The 20869-nt window shown below is 55.5% G+C and carries 19 protein-coding genes and 1 pseudogene; 12 read left to right on the forward strand and 8 right to left on the reverse strand.

All coding sequences use genetic code 11. From position 1 onward, the window contains the following. Window positions 1–82: 82 nt before the first annotated feature. Window positions 83–556: a c-type cytochrome gene (locus BF12_RS0116070; RefSeq protein WP_051511092.1), complete on the forward strand. Its 474-nt coding sequence runs from the start codon at window positions 83–85 to the stop codon at window positions 554–556. Window positions 557–673: 117 nt separating this feature from the next. On the opposite strand, the gene BF12_RS20605 is transcribed toward BF12_RS0116070, so the two are convergent. Together BF12_RS20605 and BF12_RS20610 are read right to left on the reverse strand one after the other, a co-directional pair. Beyond that, the gene (locus BF12_RS20605) at window positions 674–940 is read right to left on the reverse strand and encodes a hypothetical protein (RefSeq protein WP_035160406.1); all 267 of its coding nucleotides are present in this window, start codon (window positions 938–940) and stop codon (window positions 674–676) included. Next, on the reverse strand, window positions 934–1386 hold the full coding sequence (locus tag BF12_RS20610) for a cytochrome b/b6 domain-containing protein (protein ID WP_051511093.1): 453 nt from the start codon (window positions 1384–1386) through the stop codon (window positions 934–936). Before BF12_RS20610 ends, BF12_RS20605 begins: the two co-directional genes overlap by 7 nt. Window positions 1387–1658: 272 nt before the next feature. On the opposite strand from BF12_RS20610, the gene BF12_RS0116080 reads away from it, so the two are divergent. The 5 genes from BF12_RS0116080 (at window position 1659) to BF12_RS0116100 (ending at window position 5110) form a co-directional block, all read left to right on the forward strand. Then, the gene (locus BF12_RS0116080) at window positions 1659–2477 is read left to right on the forward strand and encodes an AzlC family ABC transporter permease (protein WP_084488173.1); all 819 of its coding nucleotides are present in this window, start codon (window positions 1659–1661) and stop codon (window positions 2475–2477) included. Next, on the forward strand, window positions 2474–2863 hold the full coding sequence (locus BF12_RS0116085) for a branched-chain amino acid transporter permease (protein WP_024953149.1): 390 nt from the start codon (window positions 2474–2476) through the stop codon (window positions 2861–2863). Before BF12_RS0116080 ends, BF12_RS0116085 begins: the two co-directional genes overlap by 4 nt. 147 nt (window positions 2864–3010) lie before the next feature. Then, window positions 3011–3661, forward strand: coding sequence for a pyridoxamine 5'-phosphate oxidase (gene pdxH / locus BF12_RS0116090; RefSeq protein ID WP_024953150.1), 651 nt, complete (start codon window positions 3011–3013; stop codon window positions 3659–3661). Between the two features lie 140 nt (window positions 3662–3801). Beyond that, window positions 3802–4353 carry a hypothetical protein gene (locus BF12_RS0116095; protein WP_024953151.1) on the forward strand — a complete coding sequence of 184 codons (552 nt, stop codon included), beginning with the start codon at window positions 3802–3804 and terminating at the stop codon, window positions 4351–4353. Between the two features lie 85 nt (window positions 4354–4438). Further along, complete coding sequence (locus BF12_RS0116100; RefSeq protein WP_024953152.1) at window positions 4439–5110, forward strand: RluA family pseudouridine synthase; 672 nt, start codon at window positions 4439–4441, stop codon at window positions 5108–5110. A 136-nt stretch (window positions 5111–5246) separates the two neighbouring features. Here the strand turns inward: BF12_RS0116100 and BF12_RS0116105 are convergent, their stop codons facing one another. The 4 genes and pseudogenes from BF12_RS0116105 to BF12_RS20615 all read right to left on the reverse strand — a co-directional run bounded on the left by BF12_RS0116105 (window position 5247) and on the right by BF12_RS20615 (window position 11596). Beyond that, window positions 5247–6140: a glycine betaine ABC transporter substrate-binding protein gene (locus tag BF12_RS0116105; RefSeq protein ID WP_024953153.1), complete on the reverse strand. Its 894-nt coding sequence runs from the start codon at window positions 6138–6140 to the stop codon at window positions 5247–5249. A gap of 224 nt (window positions 6141–6364) precedes the next feature. Next, complete coding sequence (locus BF12_RS0116110) at window positions 6365–7222, reverse strand: ABC transporter permease (protein WP_035160407.1); 858 nt, start codon at window positions 7220–7222, stop codon at window positions 6365–6367. Continuing rightward, window positions 7219–8427 carry a quaternary amine ABC transporter ATP-binding protein gene (locus tag BF12_RS0116115; protein WP_024953155.1) on the reverse strand — a complete coding sequence of 403 codons (1209 nt, stop codon included), beginning with the start codon at window positions 8425–8427 and terminating at the stop codon, window positions 7219–7221. The genes BF12_RS0116110 and BF12_RS0116115 overlap by 4 nt, the downstream gene beginning before the upstream one ends. Window positions 8428–8690: 263 nt before the next feature. Continuing rightward, window positions 8691–11596 (reverse strand): annotated as a pseudogene (locus BF12_RS20615) (bifunctional acetate--CoA ligase family protein/GNAT family N-acetyltransferase). Between the two features lie 264 nt (window positions 11597–11860). Between BF12_RS20615 and BF12_RS0116125 the strand changes: the two are divergent. Together BF12_RS0116125 and BF12_RS0116130 are read left to right on the forward strand one after the other, a co-directional pair. Continuing rightward, window positions 11861–12904 (forward strand): histone deacetylase family protein, encoded by a 1044-nt coding sequence (locus BF12_RS0116125; RefSeq protein WP_024953156.1) that lies wholly within the window; start codon window positions 11861–11863, stop codon window positions 12902–12904. A gap of 201 nt (window positions 12905–13105) precedes the next feature. Continuing rightward, window positions 13106–13738, forward strand: coding sequence for a helix-turn-helix domain-containing protein (locus tag BF12_RS0116130; RefSeq protein ID WP_024953157.1), 633 nt, complete (start codon window positions 13106–13108; stop codon window positions 13736–13738). Between the two features lie 199 nt (window positions 13739–13937). Here BF12_RS0116130 and BF12_RS0116135 read toward each other — a convergent pair whose 3' ends face one another. Both BF12_RS0116135 and BF12_RS0116140 read right to left on the reverse strand, forming a co-directional pair. Further along, on the reverse strand, window positions 13938–14903 hold the full coding sequence (locus BF12_RS0116135) for a substrate-binding domain-containing protein (RefSeq protein ID WP_084488174.1): 966 nt from the start codon (window positions 14901–14903) through the stop codon (window positions 13938–13940). After that, window positions 14900–15874: a formate dehydrogenase accessory sulfurtransferase FdhD gene (locus BF12_RS0116140; protein ID WP_024953159.1), complete on the reverse strand. Its 975-nt coding sequence runs from the start codon at window positions 15872–15874 to the stop codon at window positions 14900–14902. Before BF12_RS0116140 ends, BF12_RS0116135 begins: the two co-directional genes overlap by 4 nt. Window positions 15875–16177: 303 nt before the next feature. Here BF12_RS0116140 and BF12_RS21325 point away from each other — a divergent pair, with 303 nt between their 5' ends. The 4 genes from BF12_RS21325 to BF12_RS20635 all read left to right on the forward strand — a co-directional run bounded on the left by BF12_RS21325 (window position 16178) and on the right by BF12_RS20635 (window position 20774). Then, window positions 16178–16777 carry a DUF3305 domain-containing protein gene (locus BF12_RS21325; protein WP_024953160.1) on the forward strand — a complete coding sequence of 200 codons (600 nt, stop codon included), beginning with the start codon at window positions 16178–16180 and terminating at the stop codon, window positions 16775–16777. Next, entirely contained in the window at window positions 16774–17589 is an 816-nt protein-coding gene (locus BF12_RS21330) for a DUF3306 domain-containing protein (protein WP_024953161.1), read from the forward strand. Before BF12_RS21325 ends, BF12_RS21330 begins: the two co-directional genes overlap by 4 nt. Before the next feature lie 418 nt (window positions 17590–18007). Further along, window positions 18008–20047: a 4Fe-4S dicluster domain-containing protein gene (locus BF12_RS20630; RefSeq protein WP_024953162.1), complete on the forward strand. Its 2040-nt coding sequence runs from the start codon at window positions 18008–18010 to the stop codon at window positions 20045–20047. 40 nt (window positions 20048–20087) lie between these two features. Beyond that, window positions 20088–20774 carry a TorD/DmsD family molecular chaperone gene (locus tag BF12_RS20635; RefSeq protein ID WP_246116553.1) on the forward strand — a complete coding sequence of 229 codons (687 nt, stop codon included), beginning with the start codon at window positions 20088–20090 and terminating at the stop codon, window positions 20772–20774. The last annotated feature ends 95 nt before the right edge of the window (window positions 20775–20869 follow it).

Consider the following 20869-nt stretch of genomic DNA (forward strand, 5'->3'; position numbering starts at 1 on the left):
CACCTGGCGTCGAAGAGCCAGATAAAGACACAGGGTAAGACTGCCAAATAAATAGCAATCAATTATAAAAGAGAACTCCGATATGACTGACCTGATGACACGTCGTTTCCCCTACTTGCCCCTTGCCTCCACATTACTCTTGGCGGGCCTACTGCTTTCAACAACCGCCAGTGCTGATAGCGCGGAAGATGCCATTCAATATCGTCAATCGGTATTCCACACACTTGCTTGGCAATTCAGTCCTATGGGCGCAATGGCCAAAGGCAAACAGGACTATGACGCGACTGAATTCCAGACCAGGGCCGAGCGCTTGGCATTGCTTGCGCAACTACCTTGGGAAGGCTTTATCGAAGGATCATACGACGGGGATACGGATGCACTCAGCAAGATCAGCACTGATAAGACAGGATTTGAAAAACATGCGCAGGCATTGATGGATGAGAGCCAGACATTGTCAGAGGTCGCGGCCACGCAAGATTTTGCGAAAATTCGTGAGCAATTTGCCGCCACTGCCAAGGCCTGCAAAAGCTGTCACCAACAGTATCGTGCAGACTGATCGTGTCCTCTTGTTGCCCCTCTCTTAGCAACTGCTCCAACTACACGCCTTATCAGTTCGGTATATTGAATAGTCGCCAGTGTCTTTAAACAGGTGCTGGTGGCTATGCGGCCTCGCTTAGCGAGTCAGCCAGATAACGCCGCCTACAACCCCTATCATGAATACCGCCAGTAACAGCGGCACCATCGGCATACGTCGCTGATACCCCCTCCCTACATCATGGACATCTTGCACTGAAGTGAAGGGTTTCTTCCCTGTCAGCATCGCAGCAATCAATCTCTCGCCGCGTAAGGCATGCCACATTACCGCCAACAAATGTATCGTGATCAATCCCCACAACACGGTAATGTTGTTGTGATGCAGCCAGTTGAACGCGGTCAGCAATGCAGGCGTCCCCCATTCCCGCAGCGTCCATCAAACAAGATATCGTCCGTAGCGAATAGTCCACTGATGGCCTGGACCAGCAGGGTCCACAACAATGCAGCAACCATCCAGCCACCAAGCGGATTGTGGCCCGCATAACGAGGCTGGCGCTTTGCCAAAAAAGCGCTACCGTAACGCCAGGCATTTACTGGTGACACCATGAAACTGGCGAAGCGCGCATGGCCTGCCCCTATCACGCCCCAAATCAATCGAAACACGACCAATCCGAGTACGCAGTAACCCAGGCGAGCATGCCACTCCATTGGGAAGTCCAATCCTGTGCCGAATTCGACGGTATACCACAGCCCGGCAACGGCCAGAATCAGCGCGAGGTGGAACAGACGTACTGCCCAGTCCCAGACAGGTACGTAACATGTGAGAGGTGGCTTTTCATCATTGTTGGACATCGGGATATCTCCGTGACTGATCCATCACACCATCATCGCTGCCCTACTGACGATTACTCCTGCCCCATCGTCATGGCATAAGCGGATTACTTCATGAAACCACACTAGCGCCATATCAATAGGCACCATGGAATTCATTTTTCAGAGAGATTCACTGCCTACTGCCACTTTGGCCGCATCGCATATCGCTCAAGTGCATTATATGCTGACATTGATTAACACAGGCTTTTGCCCGTAGTGCTGTCTGGAATCCACTGAGCCTCATGCCACCAATGCCCACCACAACATCTATTGCGCCTGGCAAATCGTCTGCCGACGCTGACTGCAGTATCCACGCCGTACCACGTGATAATCGCGCACTGTGGCGCCAAGCATTGCGGCAGACATTGCCAGTCATGTTTGGCTACTTACCACTGGGGGCAGCTTTTGGTGTGCTCTTTACCCAGCTGTCTCTTAGTCCGTGGCTTGGCCTGTTGATGTCATTGGTCATTCTCGCGGGGGCAGGCCAGTTTCTCGCCGTAGCCTTGCTGGGTGCGGGCGCCGGCGTCACTGAACTCGCCGTTGCCACCCTACTACTCAATTCACGCCACCTCTTTTACGGGCTATCACTGCTGGAACGCTTTCGGGATGCGGGTATAGCAAAGGTCTATCTAATATTCGGGCTAACCGACGAAACCTACTCACTATTGGCTAGCTTGCCCCGCAGTGGCGATCGCGATGACATCCATGCACGCCGCGAAGATCAACGACTTATGCTGCGTATTACCGCACTTAACCAACTCTGGTGGGTATTGGGCACTCTGATGGGGTTAGCCGCCGCACAGCTCAACTTTGACAGCAACGGTATCGAGTTCGCACTGACCGCGTTGTTTGTAGTACTGGGGATCGAGCAATGGTACGCCCTGCGTGAACGCTGGCCTTTCGTGCTAGGCCTCGCCGTCACCTTTACGGGGCTATGGATACTGCCCAACGATCAGTTGTTGTTAGGCAGTATCGCTGGGGCCTGTCTGTTATTGCTTGGGCATTATGCCGTTCATAAGCGCCGCACTGCGATGGCGTCAACACATACCCCGCGGAGCCCGCACTCATGACCACGACGCATGCACTGATCCTGATTATCGTCGCAGCGCTGGCAACGTTTGCCACTCGGGTGACGCCTTTTCTATTTCTGTCTCGCCATTCCGCACATCCACTGATCTTGCACATGGGCCGTTATCTGCCCGCCATCGTGATGACAGTGCTGGTTGCTGTCTCTTTATCAGCGATGACATTACCCGTATTTGAGGTCTCAACAGATGACCTGCCAACTGCGTGGCAGCATTGGCTGATGAGTGCCAAAGGCGCAGGCATGTTGATCTCAGCCATCTGCGTGGCAGGGCTACATCTCTGGCGGCGGAACGCGCTGCTATCGATTGCCGTAGGAACCGGCATCTACATGGCTTGGGTGCAAATCGGTACGCCAGCGGTGGTCGGATAAATCTTCAGGTCGAATAACCCTTATATTGCACACCTGCTGCACACAGAGGCTTGACACACCATCTCATCTCGCCAGTGGCTTGCGATATTTAACAGGACGGTACACAGTCTGTGACAATACATGAGCAACTCATTAAGGGAGCCCGCGATGAATCGCGATATTGCCGACGTGCGCAGAACCTATTCCGGTGATGGTCTGAACCTTGCCAACACGCCCGAGATCCCCTTTGATCTATTCGGAGAATGGTTGACCAGTGCGCTATCGGCAGATGACAACGATGCCAATGCCATGACGCTGGCAACTGTCGACAGTCAGGGCAAGCCACATGCGCGTATCGTGCTACTCAAGGGATACGATACAAACGGCTTCATCTTCTACACCAACTATCAGAGCCACAAGGGCAGCGAACTGGCCAATGTACCTCACGCAGCGCTCACTTTCTGGTGGCCTGCGCTACAACGCCAGGTGCGTATCGAGGGTAGTGTCGAGAAGGTCGAAGAATCCCTTTCAGACCAGTATTTCGCTTCTCGACCCAAGGAAAGTCAACTAGGGGCCTGGGTCTCACAGCAGAGTGTCGAGATTCCGGATCGTGACTGGCTCGGTGAACGTCAAGGACGCTTCGAGCAGGTATATGCCAATAGTGAGATTCCGCGTCCGGAGCACTGGGGCGGCTATCGAGTCGTACCAGAGATGATCGAATTCTGGCAAGGCCAGCCATCACGTCTGCATGACAGGGTACGTTACCAGCGTCCGGATTCGGAGATGGACGACTGGCACAAGATATTACTGGCACCGTAATGACTAACAGGCCTCGCACATGCGGGGCCTGTTGCATTATATATTCCGTCATCGGTAGCCCGCTTGCCCTCGCCTGCGACTGATACGACAATAGCGCCTCATTTTTTCGTTTCTCATCTCGCGAAACACAAGGAGCCTCGATGGCCTGGGACGACAGTGCAACCCCCAAGGTGGCGCGCCAAGTACTCGTCGATCGCCTGCTGGCGGGCTATCTTCCGTCAGACAGTCACGGCATCTCGCTGGTAGACCACACAGTCGTCGGGAATGTGCTGTATACCGTACTGGAGCATCCACACGGCTATACCTTCATTCGCCAACATCTCATGCAAGCACCTCAGCATGGCGACCCGACGCGCTGGGATTACCACATTCGCGACGAAGGGACGGCTGATATCCCAATCCAGTGTCCGGAGAAGCTTCTTGCGCAGTCGACAGCCCCCGGGGAGCTTGCAGCCCAATGGCGTGCTGATACGCGTGCGGCACGTGATGATCAGGCAGCCCGCAAGCGCAAGATCAAGAAGCTCAAGCGTAGCGAGCGACTGGCAGCGATCGATGGTAGCGAGGTGATCTTCCTGCGCGCCTTTACGGCCAGCGTGTTTATCGGTCGCGCGCCGGACGACGCAGAGGACGATGAGTACGAGTACCTCTGGGAAGATATCGACCTGCAGGCGTCACCGCTACCAGAAGACTGACGCTCCTGTATCGCGTCATCATCGCCACCTGCTTTTTATGGCGTTTTTCTTGCGTTCTCCGCACCACCGCCACAAATGAGTCCTCATGCAGCCTCAAGCCGACCCGTTCATCGTTCCGCTCTGCCACGATACCTACCGTGTATTGTACGCCGATGACGATATTCTATTGATCGACAAACCGACGGGCCTGCTGAGCCTGTCAGGCAAGCACCCGCTCAACCTGGATTCGTTGCATCATCGGCTGGTGAAAGAGTATCCAACGGCAAAGCTACTGCATCGCCTCGACTTCGGGACCTCTGGCATCATGCTGGTTGCGCTTAACAAACCGGCTAATGGTAATCTGACCCGACAGTTTCAGGACCGCACCATCAGCAAGTCCTATACCGCAATACTCCACGGTCATCTGGCCGACGATACAGGGCGTATATCGCTACCGATTGCCAAGGATGTCGATCACTTTCCGCTGCAGAAGATCTGTCATGACACGGGCAAGACTGCCATCAGTGATTTCCGTGTCATCGAGCGTCTGGAGGCACCCCAACGGACGCGCGTCGAATTCACTCCGGTGTCGGGGCGCACTCATCAGCTGCGAATCCACAGCCAGCAGATTGATCATCCAATCCTGGGCTGCGATCTCTACGCAACTGATGAAGCCTTCTTCATGGCCGAGCGTCTGATGTTGCACGCCGAGATGATCGCCTTTGATCATCCTGTCAGCGGAGAGCGCATGGAAGTGCGTAGTCCGTGCCCTTTCTGATCACCCAGTGAAGCGAAGATACGGGCAGCGCGGCGGGATGAACATCACGAAATGAAACGCCCCCACAGGCAAGCCTGCAGGGGCGTTTTCATGAGAGCTATCAGTGCATCAATGCAAAGACAGCTCGTCCGTTCGCTTACTGAGCCGTTGCCGGCAACCAGCCTTTGACGATATCCGGATGACTATCCACCCATGCCTTGGCATTCTCGTACGGGTCAGCGTCTTTCTCCTGATTCTTGAGCATCACCTGCCCCATCTGCTCCGGCGTCCAGTGGAAGTTGTCCAGAATGCTATAGACCTCTGGCATGTCTTCCTTGAGCCCCAGACGCGCGATGGTGTGGATCTGCTCGGCGCCGCCATACACATTTTTCGGGTCATCAAGGTACTTGAGATCCCAGCGCGCAAACATCCAGTGCGGCGTCCAGCCGGTCACCACGATATCGCGCTTGCCCTTGATGGCATTGTTGAGCGCAGCGGTCATGGTCGCGCCACTCCCCGTCCTCAGATCAATGTCTTCCAGGCCGTAATCCTCAACCACTTTTTCCGTCAGACGCGTCAGGCCTGCACCCGGCTCGATACCGATGATACGGTCATCAATATCATCGCCTTGAGTCTTGAGGTCTTCGATGGAGTTCAGCTTGCTGTAGGTAGGTACAACCAGCCCTAGCTTGGTGCCATCCAGATTGACGCCGAGATCTTCAATCTTGGCGGAGACCTTCTTCATGTAGTCTTCATGAGTCGTCGGCAACCATGCAGCCACCATGCCGTCGGCATCGCCGAAGGCTACAGCCTGCCACATGGCAGCAGCAGACAGCGACTTGAGTTCGACGTTATAGCCTTGCTCTTCCAATACCGCCTTGACCACATTGGTTGAGGCTACTTCAGAAGACCATTCGACATAGGCCAGAGTGACATCGCCTTTATCACCTGCGGCGTAAGCCCCACCTGTTGCTGATAGTGCCGCGCCCAACAACAATGCCTTGGCGGTGGTCGATGTCGCGCTTGCGAAGGTATATCCCTGCTTATTCATCACTTTCCCCTTTTGTGCGTATGTGCTTGTCACTAAACATCTTCGTGACAAGGCGTGCCCCAAGAACTTGAACATGTCGATGAAGCGTGGGTTAGGTGTAAAGCCTTGCCTGCCGTGACACCCGCTGGCACTCATTGTGGCCAAGGGAGCGACCGGCCCACTATCGCCTGACAGGGTATGCCAGGCGATAGTGATAGCGCCTCACGGCGCGCAGTCATACCTGATCAAGAACGCGGCTTCTTTTCTTTGCTAAACGTCTGGGTCAGGCGATCCAACAGCATGGCCAGAATCACGACCGCAATACCGGCCTCGAAGCCATCACCTGGACGCAGGCGTTGAATGGCTTTCCAGACTTCATTACCCAAGCCATCTGCCCCGATCATGGCCGCGATCACAACCATCGACAACGCTAGCATGATGGTCTGATTGATACCGGCCATCACGGTAGGCAGTGACAGCGGGAGCTGCAACTTGAATAGCTTCTGACTGCGTGTGGCGCCAAAGGCGTCAGCCGCTTCGATCAGATCGTTAGGCACCTGGCGAATACCCAATGTAGTGAAGCGAATCGCAGGCGGCATCGAGAATATAACTGTCGCGAAGATGGCCGAGACAGACCCGATCCCGAAGAATGGAATCGCCGGAATCAAATAGACGAAAGCCGGCATGGTCTGCATGAAATCAAGTGTTGGCATGATGACCTTGTAAAAACGGTCCGACAGCGCAGCCAATATTCCCAATGGCAGCGCAATGACAACGGCCACCAGTGTCGCAATGACAACCAGTGTCAGAGACTCGATCATCGGGTCCCACAGATCGAGATTCCAGATCAGCCCTAACCCAAGGACAGCGCCAATAGCGAGACGTGTCCCTGATAGCCGCCAACACAGCAGCGCAACCATGGCGATCATTGCCCACTCGGGGAGCCACATCAGAGAGTCATTCAGCACTCCGATGCCAGTTTCAGTGAACTTGGAAATACCACGCGTGATGCTGGAATAGTTATTGGTCAGGTAATCCAGACCTGACTCGATCCAGTCTCCCAATTCAATCTTGGGGATAGTAAAGCCTGTTGATTCACTCATGCGTTTGCCTCCCCTGCTTCAGCCAGCTCAGCCAGTACGGACCCCTTCACCACAACACCCATCAGGCGCGACTGCTCATCTACCACTGCCAGCGGATGATTATGTCCGGCAAACAGCGTGAACAGATTGTGTAGTGGCTCTTCTGGCGAGATCTTGCAGCAGTCAGAATGAATGAGTTCAGTCAGGTCCGTCAGATTTTCACGCACGGCACGCTCAGCATCTTCTGCAGTGACAATGCCAAGCAACGTACGATCACGACGCACGACAAACAGACTGTTCAGTCCGTTCTCACCCATTTTGCGCAGCGCAGTGCGCGGGCCATCATCATCACGTGCCGTCGCACGCACATCAGTCATCGCGGATTGAGCCGTCAGAATACGTGACATGTCCACACCCTCGACGAAGCGAGCCACATAGTCGTTGGCAGGATGGGTAAGAATACTTTCAGGAGAGCCTATCTGTACGACCTCGCCATCCTTGAGCAGGATGATGCGATCCCCGATGGAAAGCGCCTCATCAAGGTCGTGAGTAATGAAGATGGTGGTCTTTTTCATCTTGTGCTGCAGAGCTAATAGCTCCTGCTGCATATCCTTGCGAATGAGCGGATCAAGCGCAGAGAAGGCCTCATCCATCAACAGCACGGTTGAGTCGTTGGCCAATGCTCGCGCCAGGCCCACACGCTGCTGCATTCCCCCCGAAAGCTGACTGGGGTACGCATCCTCCCAGCCGTCCAGCCCCACTTGTTTGAGCGCATCACGCCCACGTTGGAAGCAGACTTCCTTGTTCTCGCCGCGAACTTCCAAACCAAATTCAGCGTTCTGCTGCACAGTGCGGTGTGGGAACAACGCAAAATTCTGGAAGACCATCGAGAAATGCTTACGACGGCACTGCAGCAACGACTTGTCATCCAGTTTGGCTACGTCCTGACCATCGATGATGATCTCACCCTCGGTAGGCTCTATCAGACGATTGAGGCAGCGGATGAGCGTCGATTTCCCTGAGCCGGAAAGGCCCATGATCACAAGCAACTCGCCTTCCATGACATCGAAATCGACACTGGAAAGCCCAAGTGTCTGGCCGGTCTTCTCTAGTATTTCTGGGCGTTTCATTCCCTGGTCACGCAATGTAAGCGCTTTGTCTGGCTGATTGCCGAACACTTTGCTCAGATTGCGCACCCGGATCTTCACATCGCGAGTGTCAGTCATTGGCTTTCCTGTTGTCTGTGCACAGGAAGTGACCACTACGCCAGCCAAGCACGCACCACTCTTTCGCATCACCAAGAGCAATGCTTATAAGTATTACGCACCAACAAAACGTGGCGTCATCCCCTGCGCCAATTCCTATAAAGGATTCTTATATTTGTGATGATGATACAGAGTTATTGATACTCACTCAAACCCAAACAAACTATTATGCGACGAAGGTAGAATACCGAAAGACTTCCCGACCCACCATTTTCAACATCAACTCACGCCTTGGACTCCAAGCGTAAGCGCTGCCAGTCATTCATCGGCTCGTTGAGCCGAATGCTTGCATCAATCACCTGCTCTTCCATGTTGTACCGACACGTAAATCCAAGGTGCTTCATCAATGCACGCATGGGGTGGTTATCGATCATGATCTTGCCCACCATTTCCAACGTGCCCAGTGAGCGGCAGTAACGCAGCATCTTCTCCATCAACAATCGACCTATCCCTTCTCCCTGCAGATCATCACGAATGATGACCGAGAATTCGGTACGAATATTGTCTGGATCGTTCCACACACGCACCACTCCGAGCATTTCCCGCCGCGCTACATCGCTGGAATGATCCTGTACGTCTCGCTCGGCAATGAATGCCATCTGACGGTCGTAATTGATCTGCGCAAGCAGCGACAGATCGCGTTGACTGAGATCAGCCTTGTGATGGAAGTAGCGGAAACGAATGCTTTCCTCCGATAGCCTGGCATGGAAGGCCGTAATCAACGGCGCATCCTCGCCTCTTATCGGACGTACCTCGACCTGCATGCCACTCTCGAGCTGAAATGATTCCCGCAATTCCTCTGGGTACGGCATGATCGCGAAACGTGCCGGTTTACCGAGATCCAAAGTGAAATCTACAGCCACAGCTTCATCGCGATTGAGCAATAACGGATTGATTTCCAATCCACGAATGTCAGGCAAATCTGATGCCAGTTGTGCCAACTTGACCAACAAGGTGCATAAACGTAAGAAATCGCGCTCTGGGTCAGGTGAATGCTCCGCAATCAGTCGTGAGGCATGACTGCGTGAAATCAGCTCCCGCGCAAGTGTCATGTTGAGCGGGGGAAGTGCGACCTGTCGGTCTGCCAGCACATTGACCTTGTAACCACCAAGACCAAACACCACGATAGGCCCAAATTCGTCATCGCGAGTAATACCCGCACTCAATTGCAACGAATGCTTGCCTCGCTGCATCGGCTGTAGGCAGAACTCGTGGATATGGGTTTTCGCGTTGCCACTGCGCCCTCGCTCGATATCGCGCTCCGCCACCTTATTCGTGATACGCCGAATGGCCAGTGCGATATCTTCAGGACCAGAGAGATCCTGTACGACGCCAGAAGACAAGCGCTGCGGATAACGCCGATAACGGAATGGCTGACTGTTATGTTCATGCACGACACGCAGCGCGTAAGGCCCATTGCGCACTGGAAGATCATCCTGCTGAGCACTGCGCTGCAGCTCAAGCACTGCTCTCGCACCTGCCGACGCATCCGTCACATAACGACTCGGTGCAGTGGCAATGCCGTAGGTTTCCAGCACATGAGCCGTCTCTGAGTGCGTCAGCCATTCGCGCCCCGCTCGACGCGCGCTATGCACCAGGTCGTGCGCGCGGGCCCGTATTTCGGCAGTCGTCGAGAACGATAAGCTCGGCGGCGTTTGTTGCAGTAGTGATTGCACGCGGTGGTAATCAACCATCTGCAAGAAGCTTTGACGCCCTTCTCAGGTGAAAGATAAGTGGGAATTCCCGCGAGATGGCACTCATGGCGTGCTGCCAGCGCCTGCTCCAGCCCCATCCAGCTGGTCAACAGATTGCGACGAAATTGCTTGCGATGGGCAATCAGTGCCTCAGCAGTGGCGCGAGATGGTGCAAGGCGAGTCGGTGCATGCACCACGAGCACCGCGTCCACCCCGTGATCATTGGCGACGATATTCACTGCAGCCAAAAAATCTTCCGGTGTGGCATTACCCCCGAGATCGACCGGGTTTCGCCCTGGCAGGCTCACATCCAACTCACCCTTGAGCAGTGCCTGGCGACTCTCTTCGCTCAACTCTGCTAGCTTGCCACCACCCGCCATCAGCTTATCGATAGCAAGCAACGCTGGGCCCAAGCCATTGGAGACAATCGCCAGTCGGTCACCTCGCAGCGGCTTCATGCGATTCAAAGTTTCCAGTGCATCAAACATGTCTTCACTATCATTGACGCGCACTACCCCGGCACGAGCCAATGCCGCATCGACAATACGATCGCGATTGGGAACACCAGGAGTGACATGCGTACCGAACAAGTCGGCCTCAGGCGTACGACCACTCTTTATCGCCAATACCAAGCGGTTACGTGATGCTTCACGCAAAGCCGTCATGAAGTGCATTGGGTCGTGGATACGCTCGAGGTGTAATAGTAGTGCTTGGGAGGGCCCGTACTGATTCAGATAATCGATCAGATCCGGCAACATGACATCGACACTATCGCCCAACGTCACCAGGTGAGAGAAGCCTATCCCGCGCCCTGCCGCCCAGTCGATCATCGCATTGCCCAACATGCCGGACTGACCGAGATAGGCAACCTTGCCCTTGGCTACCGGCTGGCCACTGAAAGAAGCATTAAGATGGCTATTGGGCGCACAGATTCCCATGCACTCAGGGCCTAGAAGGCGAATCCCACTGGCACGCGCTGCCTTTAGCAGGCGGCTGTTCAAATCTTCCTGTTCGGAATGAATTCGCAGCGTCTCTGGTACAGGCGACCGTGAGTCGCGACGCGTCAGCATCTCCAGCCCTTTCTCGGTCGCTCGGGCAAATGAGCTGACGGGCGTAGGGGCAACGCCGCCTGAAATCAGCAGCGCGGCCTTCACGCCGAAGCGTCCGAGCCTCTCGACCATTTTCGGCAGAGTCTCTGCGGGAGAACATAGAATGGCAAGATCCGGCACTTGAGATAGATCACTCACACGCCGCACACAGCTCACGCCATGCACCGTCTCATATCCCTTGGGATTGACGACCTCAAGAGTGCCCTTGAACCCTCCTTCCAACAGATTCCTGAGTACCTGCCCGCCAATGGAATGCGTCTTTTCCGAAGCGCCAATGACCGCCACGCTGCGGGGCTCGAAGAAATTGCGCAGAAATCGCGTGCTCATGTGCTTGTCCTATCAGACCTGCGTAGTGAATACCTTCATCTCAGCATGCCGCGAACAATGTTCCCTGAACAGCCACATGCAACGGATAAATCTATTCGATACATCGCACCCTACCGCAACACGCAACGAATAACGCAGCTTCTCCCTCTTAACAGCAAGAACGTCCTTCGCTAGACCATCCGCCACTATCTTGCATGGCGCTCGGCTCTTAATGTAATGCCTATACTTTGCATTATGACAAACGCTTTACCAGCGGGCATGCCGATGATCACCTCATACATTTCTCATAGCGACTGCGCTAACCACTTCATGGGGCCAACACACCCGGAAAGTCCGTTGCGCCTGCAGGCGATCGAACGACGTCTAGCGCTGAGCGGAGTGATTCAACACGTTCAGCAATACAACGCCAGACCTGCAACGCTCGAGCAGCTTTCGCGTGTGCACCCTCTGCGCCATCTACAAGCACTAGAGAAATGCCCACCGCAGAATGGTCAGTTACTGGCCCTCAATGACGACACGCTGATGTGCTCCGATAGCCTGATAGCAGCACGCTTGGCAGCCGGTGCAGTCGTGCGTGGAGTAGACCAGGTCATGCGCGATCAAGCTGATAACGTCTTCTGTGCGGTACGCCCCCCTGGCCATCACGCAGAACGTGCCGATGCCATGGGCTTCTGCTTCTATAACAACGTTGCAGTAGGCGCATTACATGCACGCCAACACTACGGCGTGAAACGTATCGCCATTCTTGATTTTGATGTACATCAGGGGAATGGCACGGTAGATATCTTCAAGCACGACTCGGACACTCTGGTCTGCTCATCCTTCCAGACCGCCATGTATCCTTGGCGTTATCTGGAAAGCAGCTGGGACCACATCCACAATACACCGCTTGAAGAAGGCAGTGGCTCCCTCGCTTTCCGACGCGCGATAGAAACTCAGTGGTTAAAGCGACTCGACGACTTCAAACCGGAGCTGATAATGATATCCGCTGGCTTTGACGCACATCGCGAAGACCCGATGGCAGAATTGTGCCTTGAGGACGATGACTATTACTGGGTTACACGCTTCGCGATGGACATCGCACGACGCCATTGCCACGGACGTATCGTCTCGGTCCTGGAAGGCGGCTACTGTCTGGACGCGCTCGGCCGCAGTGCCGAGGCCCACATCAAGGCGCTGGTGGGCTTACCGATGGAAGATGGCCTATCCACCACTTCACGCCTCACCCCCAAAACGAGCCATGCCTCCACCACCAATGCTGATCATGCGGCTCGGGGCACCGACAGTGATCGTGAGCACCGACAGTGATCGTGAGCACCGACTGTTCTGACCCGTTTCCTTCTTGCAGGAAACATCGGTGGCTTCCCGAGCAGCATTCACGCTGTCGCTGATAGCAATGCACATGACTTGTCGAGACTCTGTGTGGTTTTCCATTCGTGATAAGCTGGCGGAAAAGTTTCCTATAGTAAACATATGGCCGCCAGTGCCCCAGACGACAGCGAAGCCCTCATGAGCACACCCACTGACAAGGATGCAGCCGTCCGAATCGCCTCCGGCCGCAAGCCTTTCGTAGAACCTCTAAAGCTTGGCGAGCGCGTCAAGCAAATTCGTCTCTCCAATCACTGGACCCTGGAAGATGTCAGCCAACGTACCGGGCTGGCTCGCTCTACGCTGTCCAAGATCGAGAATGAACAGATTTCGCCGACATTCACCGCAGTGCAGAAACTGATCAGCGGCCTCAACATCGATCTACCCCAGTTACTGAGCCCGCCCAAGCGTCAGAGCGGTACTCTCGGACGCCGAGACCTCACCCGCGTGGGAGATGGCAAGAGCCATCCGACGCCTACCTATGAGCACGAACTGCTCTCATGGCAGCTGGCTCAGAAGCGAATGATTCCCTTCAAGACTCGTGTACGTGCTCGTAGCTTTGATGACTTTCCGGACTGGGTACGCCACGACGGTGAGGAATTCCTGATGGTGCTGGAAGGCAGCATTCAACTCTACTCGGAGTTCTATGAGCCACTTGCGCTGGGTAATGGCGACAGCATCTATTTCGACTCCGATATGGGTCATGCACTGGTTTCCACCAGTGAAGATGACGCCGTAGTGCTGTCCGTCTGTACGCGTACCGACACTGACTAGCCATTATCTACTGATAGCTGTTGGCTAAACCGTTTTAAATATTTATTGCAGCATAGAGAATATTTTACCAACAAAATCATGATAATGAGATTCCAGGAACAAGAGAATAAAAAACGCCTATTAGCGATTAGCTAGTAGGCGTTTTTGTTCTTCATTCTCTGACTTGACGCTCAGTCCTGAAATCTCATCGATTTCACACTCAGTCATGCTGTGTCGCATCGCCACGCCAGATCAACTGACCGCATTCGCGAAGATCGTACCCACCCAGTGACTGAGCTAGCTGGATGCCATGCGGCGTCGTGAGGTAACCAAGCATGCCTTGAAACAAATCACGGAAATAGACGTTCCGCGGTACGACAAGATCAAATGCCTCTTCACAGACAGGCACGAAGCCAAGACCAAACTCATTGGCAGCGGACAAGGTACCAGGGCCGACATCAACCTCGCCACGCGCCACCAGTGAAGCAACCTCACGTTCCGAGTAGGCAATCGCGAGCGTGTTGAGCTGTTCGGGACGCATTTGATGGCCTGATAACCATTCCTGCAAGAAACGCTGCGAACCGGCACCCTCCTGACGCACCGCCCAGCGCCGCTGAGCGCCGAACAGCCCGCCCGGATCGACTGGCAAGTGGCGATCTCCATTACGAATGATCAAGCCCTGCGTGCGCCGCGCCAACCTGACCAGCACCCATTGCCGATAGCCATCATGTCCGCGAATCAATGCCGGATGGCGCAGCGCGGCCTCTTCTGCTCGCCCCCAGTGAATGGCGCAAACATCGGCGCGCCCCTGACTGAGCAAGTCCAGCCCAAGCCGCGTCCCCGTCACACTCATGCCATAGAAAGCACTGCCACCATGCTGCTGATTGAGGCGCATGGAAAGTGCAGCCAACAGTGGGTCATCACTGCCGGTAAGCATGAGCCGATCAGCTAGTACGCCGTGATGACTGGACTCCAGTATCCATTGCTCTACCAGACGGCGCGGAAATAGCCACTTGCCCGTCACCTTGGTGGCCGGCATGGTACCGTCACTCGCTAACTGATAGATCTTTTTCTCATTGAGGTGCAACAGCCTGGCGACTTCCTGCACCGTCAGGAATGGATTGTCATGGCCAACGGGCGTAGCGGAGGAAGCTAGGGGCGATGTCGGTGCAACGGGCTGATTCATGGCTTGCCTCTCTGCTCCTTGGTGGCATAACTATTGGCGCCCTTTCCAGAGTCTTTCATGACGTCAGCCGCCCGCGGGGCCGGAATGGCATCCAGTACCAGTCGGCCAACAGAATCGATGGCCTGAAAATGCTTGCCCTTGGCACGTGCGATCAGCAGCACGCCAAAGCGCTCTGCCAGCTCAACGCCCTTCTGCGTGACGCCTGAGCGCGACACCAGCACTGAAATGCCGGCCTGAGCGACCTTGAGCACCATTTCCGATGTCAAACGCCCAGTGGTATAGAAGATATTGGCACCTGTGTAGTCCACCGAGCCAGAACCGTCTATTGATCCAAAGCTGTCAACCGATCGAGAGGTCTCTGTCAGTGCTCCACGCAAGGGAGACAGCCAGCTTAATCCTGCCAATGTATCGACCGCATTGTGACGCCCGACATCCTCAATGAAGGCCAGCACCTCATCATCACGACATAACGCACAGCCATGCACGGCACCCGCCTTGCGATAGGTGGCATTATGCGCCGTCAATGCATCGAGCAATCGATAGAGCAACGCCTGACTGAAAGGCCGTGAATCAAGCGCAGAGAGCGACTGACGTTCAAGAAGATTGCCGAAGACCGTACCCTGACCACACCCTGTGGTGACGGTGCGCTTGCCAAGCCGCTGCTCGATATCGTCTGGTAGATGACGTGTCACTACCGATGCACTTTCTACTTCCCAGTCCACCTGGAGGGCTTCAAGGTCTTCAAGCTCACCCAGCAGCCCTTGGTTGCGCAGATAACCGGCGACCAACGCTTCGGGCTCAGCGCCCAGAGTCATCAGCGTGACTATCTCACGCCGATTGAGATATATGGTCAGTGAGCGTTCTGCTGCAATGGATTGCTGATATCGCTGACCGCGCTCATCCATCACTTCGATATCCAACGTGGTAGGCAGCTTGGCATGACTGATCGCAGGCTGTACGGAAGTGTTCATGACGTTGGGTTCTCCCTCATCGAGCCTGATTCACTACACGGCGGTACTGCCGAGCATTTCTAGAGCCACCTTCCACAGCTGTTCAGTAGACTGCGTCATCAGTAGAAGTGCAGCAGTACGGATAAGCGCAGGATACCAGTGTCCTTATCTCAGTGTCTTTTCGCGATATAGACCGATCACAGCACTGCCAACCACGGCATGTTTCTTGCAGCCAATACAGCAGCCATTCAAGACACACCGCCGCGGCGCCATTGCCTTTGATCTATGGTACTCCGCGTCGGACAGCACTCCATGAGATACGCCATGACTCAAGATTCTGACTCGCTTATGGGCGCGAATTCCGACCCACAGACCTCTCCTCGACCACATGTCATGTCTCGTAGTGATGATACGCGCTGGATAAGCATTTCACTGGCACCCACTACCCAGCGACTTGGCCGCTTCAGCATTGACACCTGGTGCATCGCCGAACTCGCGCCAGCCAACGCGGAACATGCTCATCAACACCAGGATGACAGCCCGTCACCCACGGTCGTGAATCACCGTACGCTAGCACTCCAATTGCACCTTACCGAGCGCACCGATTATCGCTACAACCTGCGCTGTGATCAGCCACGACTATTTGTGCTCTGCGAGGAGCGTGAAGACGATGGTATGCAGCCGCGCGTCGTGACGGCCTGCCAGGAAGTCGCCTCTCAATGGATGGATGGTGATCAACTGGTGCTTGACGCCCCCATGCCACCTGCACTGATGGTCTGGCTAGAAGGCTACCTGGCACGCCGTGGCGAACGCATTGATGAAGGCAAGAAGAAAAAACGCAAGGGAGCAGGACGTGCAAGTCAGTCTGGACAACCCCATCAGAATTCTCCGGATGCTCCCCAGCCAGCGGATGACAAGCAATGACCCACAGGCCTGATGACACTGCTGACAAAGGACAGGAGAGCCTTCTGTCACGCTGGTCACGCCGGAAACAGCATACCGACCAAGCGCGAGAAGATGCTCCCCCATCAGCGCTCAAGACGCTGCCACGTACACCAGCGACTCCAGGCATGAGTGCGAACACGAGTGCAGCGACCGCACTCAGCGATGAGGCATCAGCGAGTCTGACGGATGATCAGCCACACTCTGCTGTCGATCAGACCATCGAGCCACACACGAGTGATCAGCTCGCACAAGACTCCGTTGGGCAAGATATAAGTGAGCACGGGACTGACGAAACGCCCGCGTTCGAGCTACCAGATCCCGAGCTGCTTACACCCGACGCCGATATTAGCGCTTTCATGCAGCCCGGCGTGGATCCTGCGTTACGCCAACGTGCATTGCGGCGTATTTTCATGGGAGGGGAGCATTCTCTACGCGATGGATTGGATGATTACGACCAGGATTTTTCCAAGATGCGCCCACTGGCAGCTGGCGTAGCTGAGACGCTGAGACGCTGGACTCACAAAGTCGAGGAAAGCCTCGAGGCACTGGACGAAGAAGAACTGAAGCCACTTGAGGCAGATACGGAAGAGCAAGACACAGCATTGGAAACGAAACACGAAACACAGCAAGAGCAGCAAGAGCAGCAAGACAAGTCACATAATGAGACCAGCACACCTGACAGTACCGAACCTCAGACTGAGGCCACACACGCTGTTGATTCGGATCATCCCACAACCGCCGCCCACCTCACTTCTAACGACACTTCACGGCCATCCATACTGCCAAGATGACACGCTGCGCACTCGCCATGAGTCAATATGACCCAGCTCACCATCCTGACAGAGCATTCGAGGTCAGCCCTATGGCTCATGAGTCACTATAGCGCGCATCAATGAGGCGCACTGTCTGCAATGCACACGCTATATTTTGCATGACGTGCGTGTCTGACGCGTTTCGTACTCTGCTGAGCTATCGGGTACACCTGACAAACGCCCATGACATCTGCCTGCCTGAACTATCCTTCTGGGGCGTCCTGACCGCCTGATAGCGCAGCGCAAAGCATGTCATTGACCACCCACTGAATGACTGTTGACTGCTGACCGGGCATTTGCCTTGAGAATCTGCGGCGACAGGGTCCTGCGACAGCCTTCTGCCACCTGACGGCAGCGGCGACCGACAGGACCGTATCGACCGAAAAGGATGAGCAAGATGACAGCGAGCTCCTCGCACCCGCAGCCGCGTGATCCAGCAGCGCACGGCACGCCCTTGGCCGTACACGCCAGTACCGGCCTGAGCATTGAAGATACCCAACGCTTGCTGAATCAACAGGCTCGCCAGCGCGCCATGTCTTCCACAACTGGCGCTGCAACCACGAGCAGACACGCCACCAGCTTGCCATTGCTCGCCAGCGATGCCGGTAGTGCCCCGATCCGCTATCGCAGCCAGGGCCGTACGCTTCTCGTCGGAACCGAAGCACGCGTTCGCGCATTGGCCAGCCTGTTTTCGCAGCTACCAACAACGCTTCAATTGCCGTTGGTACTGTTGATCAGTGACCAGGACAACAGCGCGCTAGTCTCGCTCGATGAACAGCATTTCACGACCAGCGAAGCATTGCCGTCGCACAGCGCCACACGTGATCTACTCAGCCTGAAGGGCTATCTGGGACAGTTCACGCTGACCAGCGATGGCGTCAACCTGGCCTCCGCCCTGCTGCCGGCAATCTCTGTCATGCAGCCTGATGGCCAATCCAGCCTTCAGCATGTGGCGCATTTTGATCTGATTGCAGACCTGGCAGCCCAGCCTCTCAATCAAGCAGAGCTTGCACCGCCCGGGTATCTACGCGCGACTGAAGCCGTACTTTCTGAACTTGATCGCCTGGCTAGTGATGCGCAACTCGATGCCATAACGCTGCCAGCATTGACGGAATGGGCTGCTCAATTCAGTGAATTGGTCGGCAGCTTCGACAAGCCAAACTATGTCAGCGTCAATCTGGATGTCTGTGCGCATGCCAGCGCTGGCAGCATAGGCTGTACACGCTGCCTGTCTTCCTGCAGCGCTGATGCAATCTTCTCCGTAGTGGGTCGCCGCAATGCACATATCGAAATTGATCCCTTCCTGTGCCATGGCGCGGCCAGCTGTGTCAGCGCCTGCCCAACTGGCGCCCTGAGCTTCACTCAGCCGCCCTTCGAGCAACGCATGGAACAGATTCAGCGGCTTCTGGAACGCTATCAGGATGCCGGCGGCATTTACCCATTGCTGCGCTATCGTCTTGATACCGATGAGGCTGGTTCAGCGGCTGGCTCAGCGGCCGTTTCAGTTGCCGACCAGGAACGCTGTCTCGACATCACACTTGATGAGATCACCGCAACCAGCCATGACGAATGGCTCGCCGCGCTTGCGTTAGGCGCTTCTCAAATACTCGTCGAACTGCCGAGCACTCTTCCGGCTGGCCAACGCCAGCAGTTAGAGCAGGAACGTCGCCTGACGCTTGCCCTGTTGGATAGCATGCAACTAGCCACTGATCACCATGACACCTCACGTCTGGTCTTCATCTCCTCGTCTGTCGAGGGAGAGTCCGCTGAGGATAGTGCCAACGCACTACCGCTGATAGCGCCGCTGTGTGTAGCACTCGCACCGGGTGCTGATAGTGAAGAGGAACATCAGCTCGGCCTGCCCATTGCACGTGATTGGCTGCTAGGCCGACCTGATGAGCGTCCCGGCAAGCGTGAACGCCTCAATCGTGTGCTCGATCATCTGGCGGGCCTTACCGCGGCTGATCTCGCGGAAGAGTCTGTGGCGGTGCCTGAAGGTGCCCCCTTTGGCAGCCTCGCTATCGATACTGATGGCTGCACCCTGTGCCAAGCCTGTGTCGCGGTCTGCCCAACGACTGCGCTGAGCGCTAACCGCACGTCTCCGGCATTGTCCTTTACCCAAGGTGACTGTGTGCAATGCGGACTCTGTGAGCAGTCCTGCCCAGAGCAGGTCATCACGTTGACACCGGGCTTTGCCCCCCAACCTGATGTACGCCGCGAACCGCAGCTCCTCAAACAGGATGTGCCTTTTCCCTGCATCAGCTGTGGCACGCCCTTCGGCTCAACTGCCACCATCACGGCCATGCAGACAAAACTAGCCTCACATGCCTATTTTCAGGGTGATGGCGCCTTGCGTCTCAAGATGTGCAGTGACTGTCGCGTGAAAGACATCTGGCACGAAATGGCACGTAATCCTGATGCCCAACTCAAGGTCTGAGCCAATGACATTCCCAACGGCCTCTGGAGAGACTCCGCCCATGGCGCCTGACGATGAATCAGTGATGAGCCACAGCGTCGAACAGCAGGCATTGCGCTCTGACCTCTATCGTTTGCTGGCACGCTTGGTACGTGCTGCACCCGACGAGGAGCTCATCGCTTTCCTTGCCACGCTCGAACACGATGCCATGACTCTGCCGGGGGCGGATCAGCAGCAATTGCCGAGAGCCCTGGCATCATTGTCTCTGGCCGCGCGCGTCAGTGAACCGCGTCGATTGGAAGACGAATACTTCCAGGCATTGGTCGGCGTGGTGCAAGGCGAGGTAGTGCCTTATGCCAGCTGGTATCTCACCGGCTCGCTGATGGAGATGCCTCTGGTGGCGCTTCGCCAGGACCTCAAGCTCCTAGGATTTGAGCGTCAAAGCGATGTGCATGAGCCAGAAGATCATCTGGGGGCTCTGTGTGAAGTCATGGCCATGCTGATTGACGAACTACCCTGCGAGCAATCCGGCTTCTTCCGTCGTCATCTGGCGAGCTGGGGTGAGCGCTGCTGTGCTGATCTTGCGCGCCGCGAGAGCCCGTTCTACGCCGCTGTCGGCTATCTCGGCCAGGCCTTCCTCAATGCTGAGCGCTTGAATCTCGGCGAGTCCATCGCCGTCAATGCACAACCGGCAGGTGTGGAGACGAATAACGCAGGCGAATGGCAAGGGATTCGCTTGCCCTCGTGAGTCTAAGCAGCGGCAGCTGAACATCAGCAATGCAGTGAACTGAACATGAAAGCGATCCACAAACGTGTGATCGAAGACAGTACTCAAAGACAGCC

Source organism: Cobetia crustatorum (assembly GCF_000591415.1).
GTDB classification, from domain to species: domain Bacteria; phylum Pseudomonadota; class Gammaproteobacteria; order Pseudomonadales; family Halomonadaceae; genus Cobetia; species Cobetia crustatorum.

Coding starts and splice junctions, on each gene's coding strand:
- BF12_RS0116135 (WP_084488174.1), bottom strand. CDS start 14,903: ATGAATCAGCCCGTTGCACCGACATCGCCCCTAGCTTCCTCCGCTACG.
- BF12_RS0116110 (WP_035160407.1), bottom strand. CDS start 7,222: ATGAGTGAATCAACAGGCTTTACTATCCCCAAGATTGAATTGGGAGAC.
- BF12_RS0116095 (WP_024953151.1), top strand. CDS start 3,802: ATGGCCTGGGACGACAGTGCAACCCCCAAGGTGGCGCGCCAAGTACTC.
- BF12_RS21330 (WP_024953161.1), top strand. CDS start 16,774: ATGACCCACAGGCCTGATGACACTGCTGACAAAGGACAGGAGAGCCTT.
- BF12_RS0116100 (WP_024953152.1), top strand. CDS start 4,439: ATGCAGCCTCAAGCCGACCCGTTCATCGTTCCGCTCTGCCACGATACC.
- BF12_RS0116080 (WP_084488173.1), top strand. CDS start 1,659: ATGCCCACCACAACATCTATTGCGCCTGGCAAATCGTCTGCCGACGCT.
- BF12_RS0116115 (WP_024953155.1), bottom strand. CDS start 8,427: ATGACTGACACTCGCGATGTGAAGATCCGGGTGCGCAATCTGAGCAAA.
- BF12_RS20610 (WP_051511093.1), bottom strand. CDS start 1,386: ATGTCCAACAATGATGAAAAGCCACCTCTCACATGTTACGTACCTGTC.
- BF12_RS0116125 (WP_024953156.1), top strand. CDS start 11,861: ATGATCACCTCATACATTTCTCATAGCGACTGCGCTAACCACTTCATG.
- BF12_RS20630 (WP_024953162.1), top strand. CDS start 18,008: ATGACAGCGAGCTCCTCGCACCCGCAGCCGCGTGATCCAGCAGCGCAC.
- pdxH (WP_024953150.1), top strand. CDS start 3,011: ATGAATCGCGATATTGCCGACGTGCGCAGAACCTATTCCGGTGATGGT.
- BF12_RS0116140 (WP_024953159.1), bottom strand. CDS start 15,874: ATGAACACTTCCGTACAGCCTGCGATCAGTCATGCCAAGCTGCCTACC.
- BF12_RS0116130 (WP_024953157.1), top strand. CDS start 13,106: ATGAGCACACCCACTGACAAGGATGCAGCCGTCCGAATCGCCTCCGGC.
- BF12_RS0116105 (WP_024953153.1), bottom strand. CDS start 6,140: ATGAATAAGCAGGGATATACCTTCGCAAGCGCGACATCGACCACCGCC.
- BF12_RS21325 (WP_024953160.1), top strand. CDS start 16,178: ATGACTCAAGATTCTGACTCGCTTATGGGCGCGAATTCCGACCCACAG.
- BF12_RS0116070 (WP_051511092.1), top strand. CDS start 83: ATGACTGACCTGATGACACGTCGTTTCCCCTACTTGCCCCTTGCCTCC.
- BF12_RS20635 (WP_246116553.1), top strand. CDS start 20,088: ATGGCGCCTGACGATGAATCAGTGATGAGCCACAGCGTCGAACAGCAG.
- BF12_RS0116085 (WP_024953149.1), top strand. CDS start 2,474: ATGACCACGACGCATGCACTGATCCTGATTATCGTCGCAGCGCTGGCA.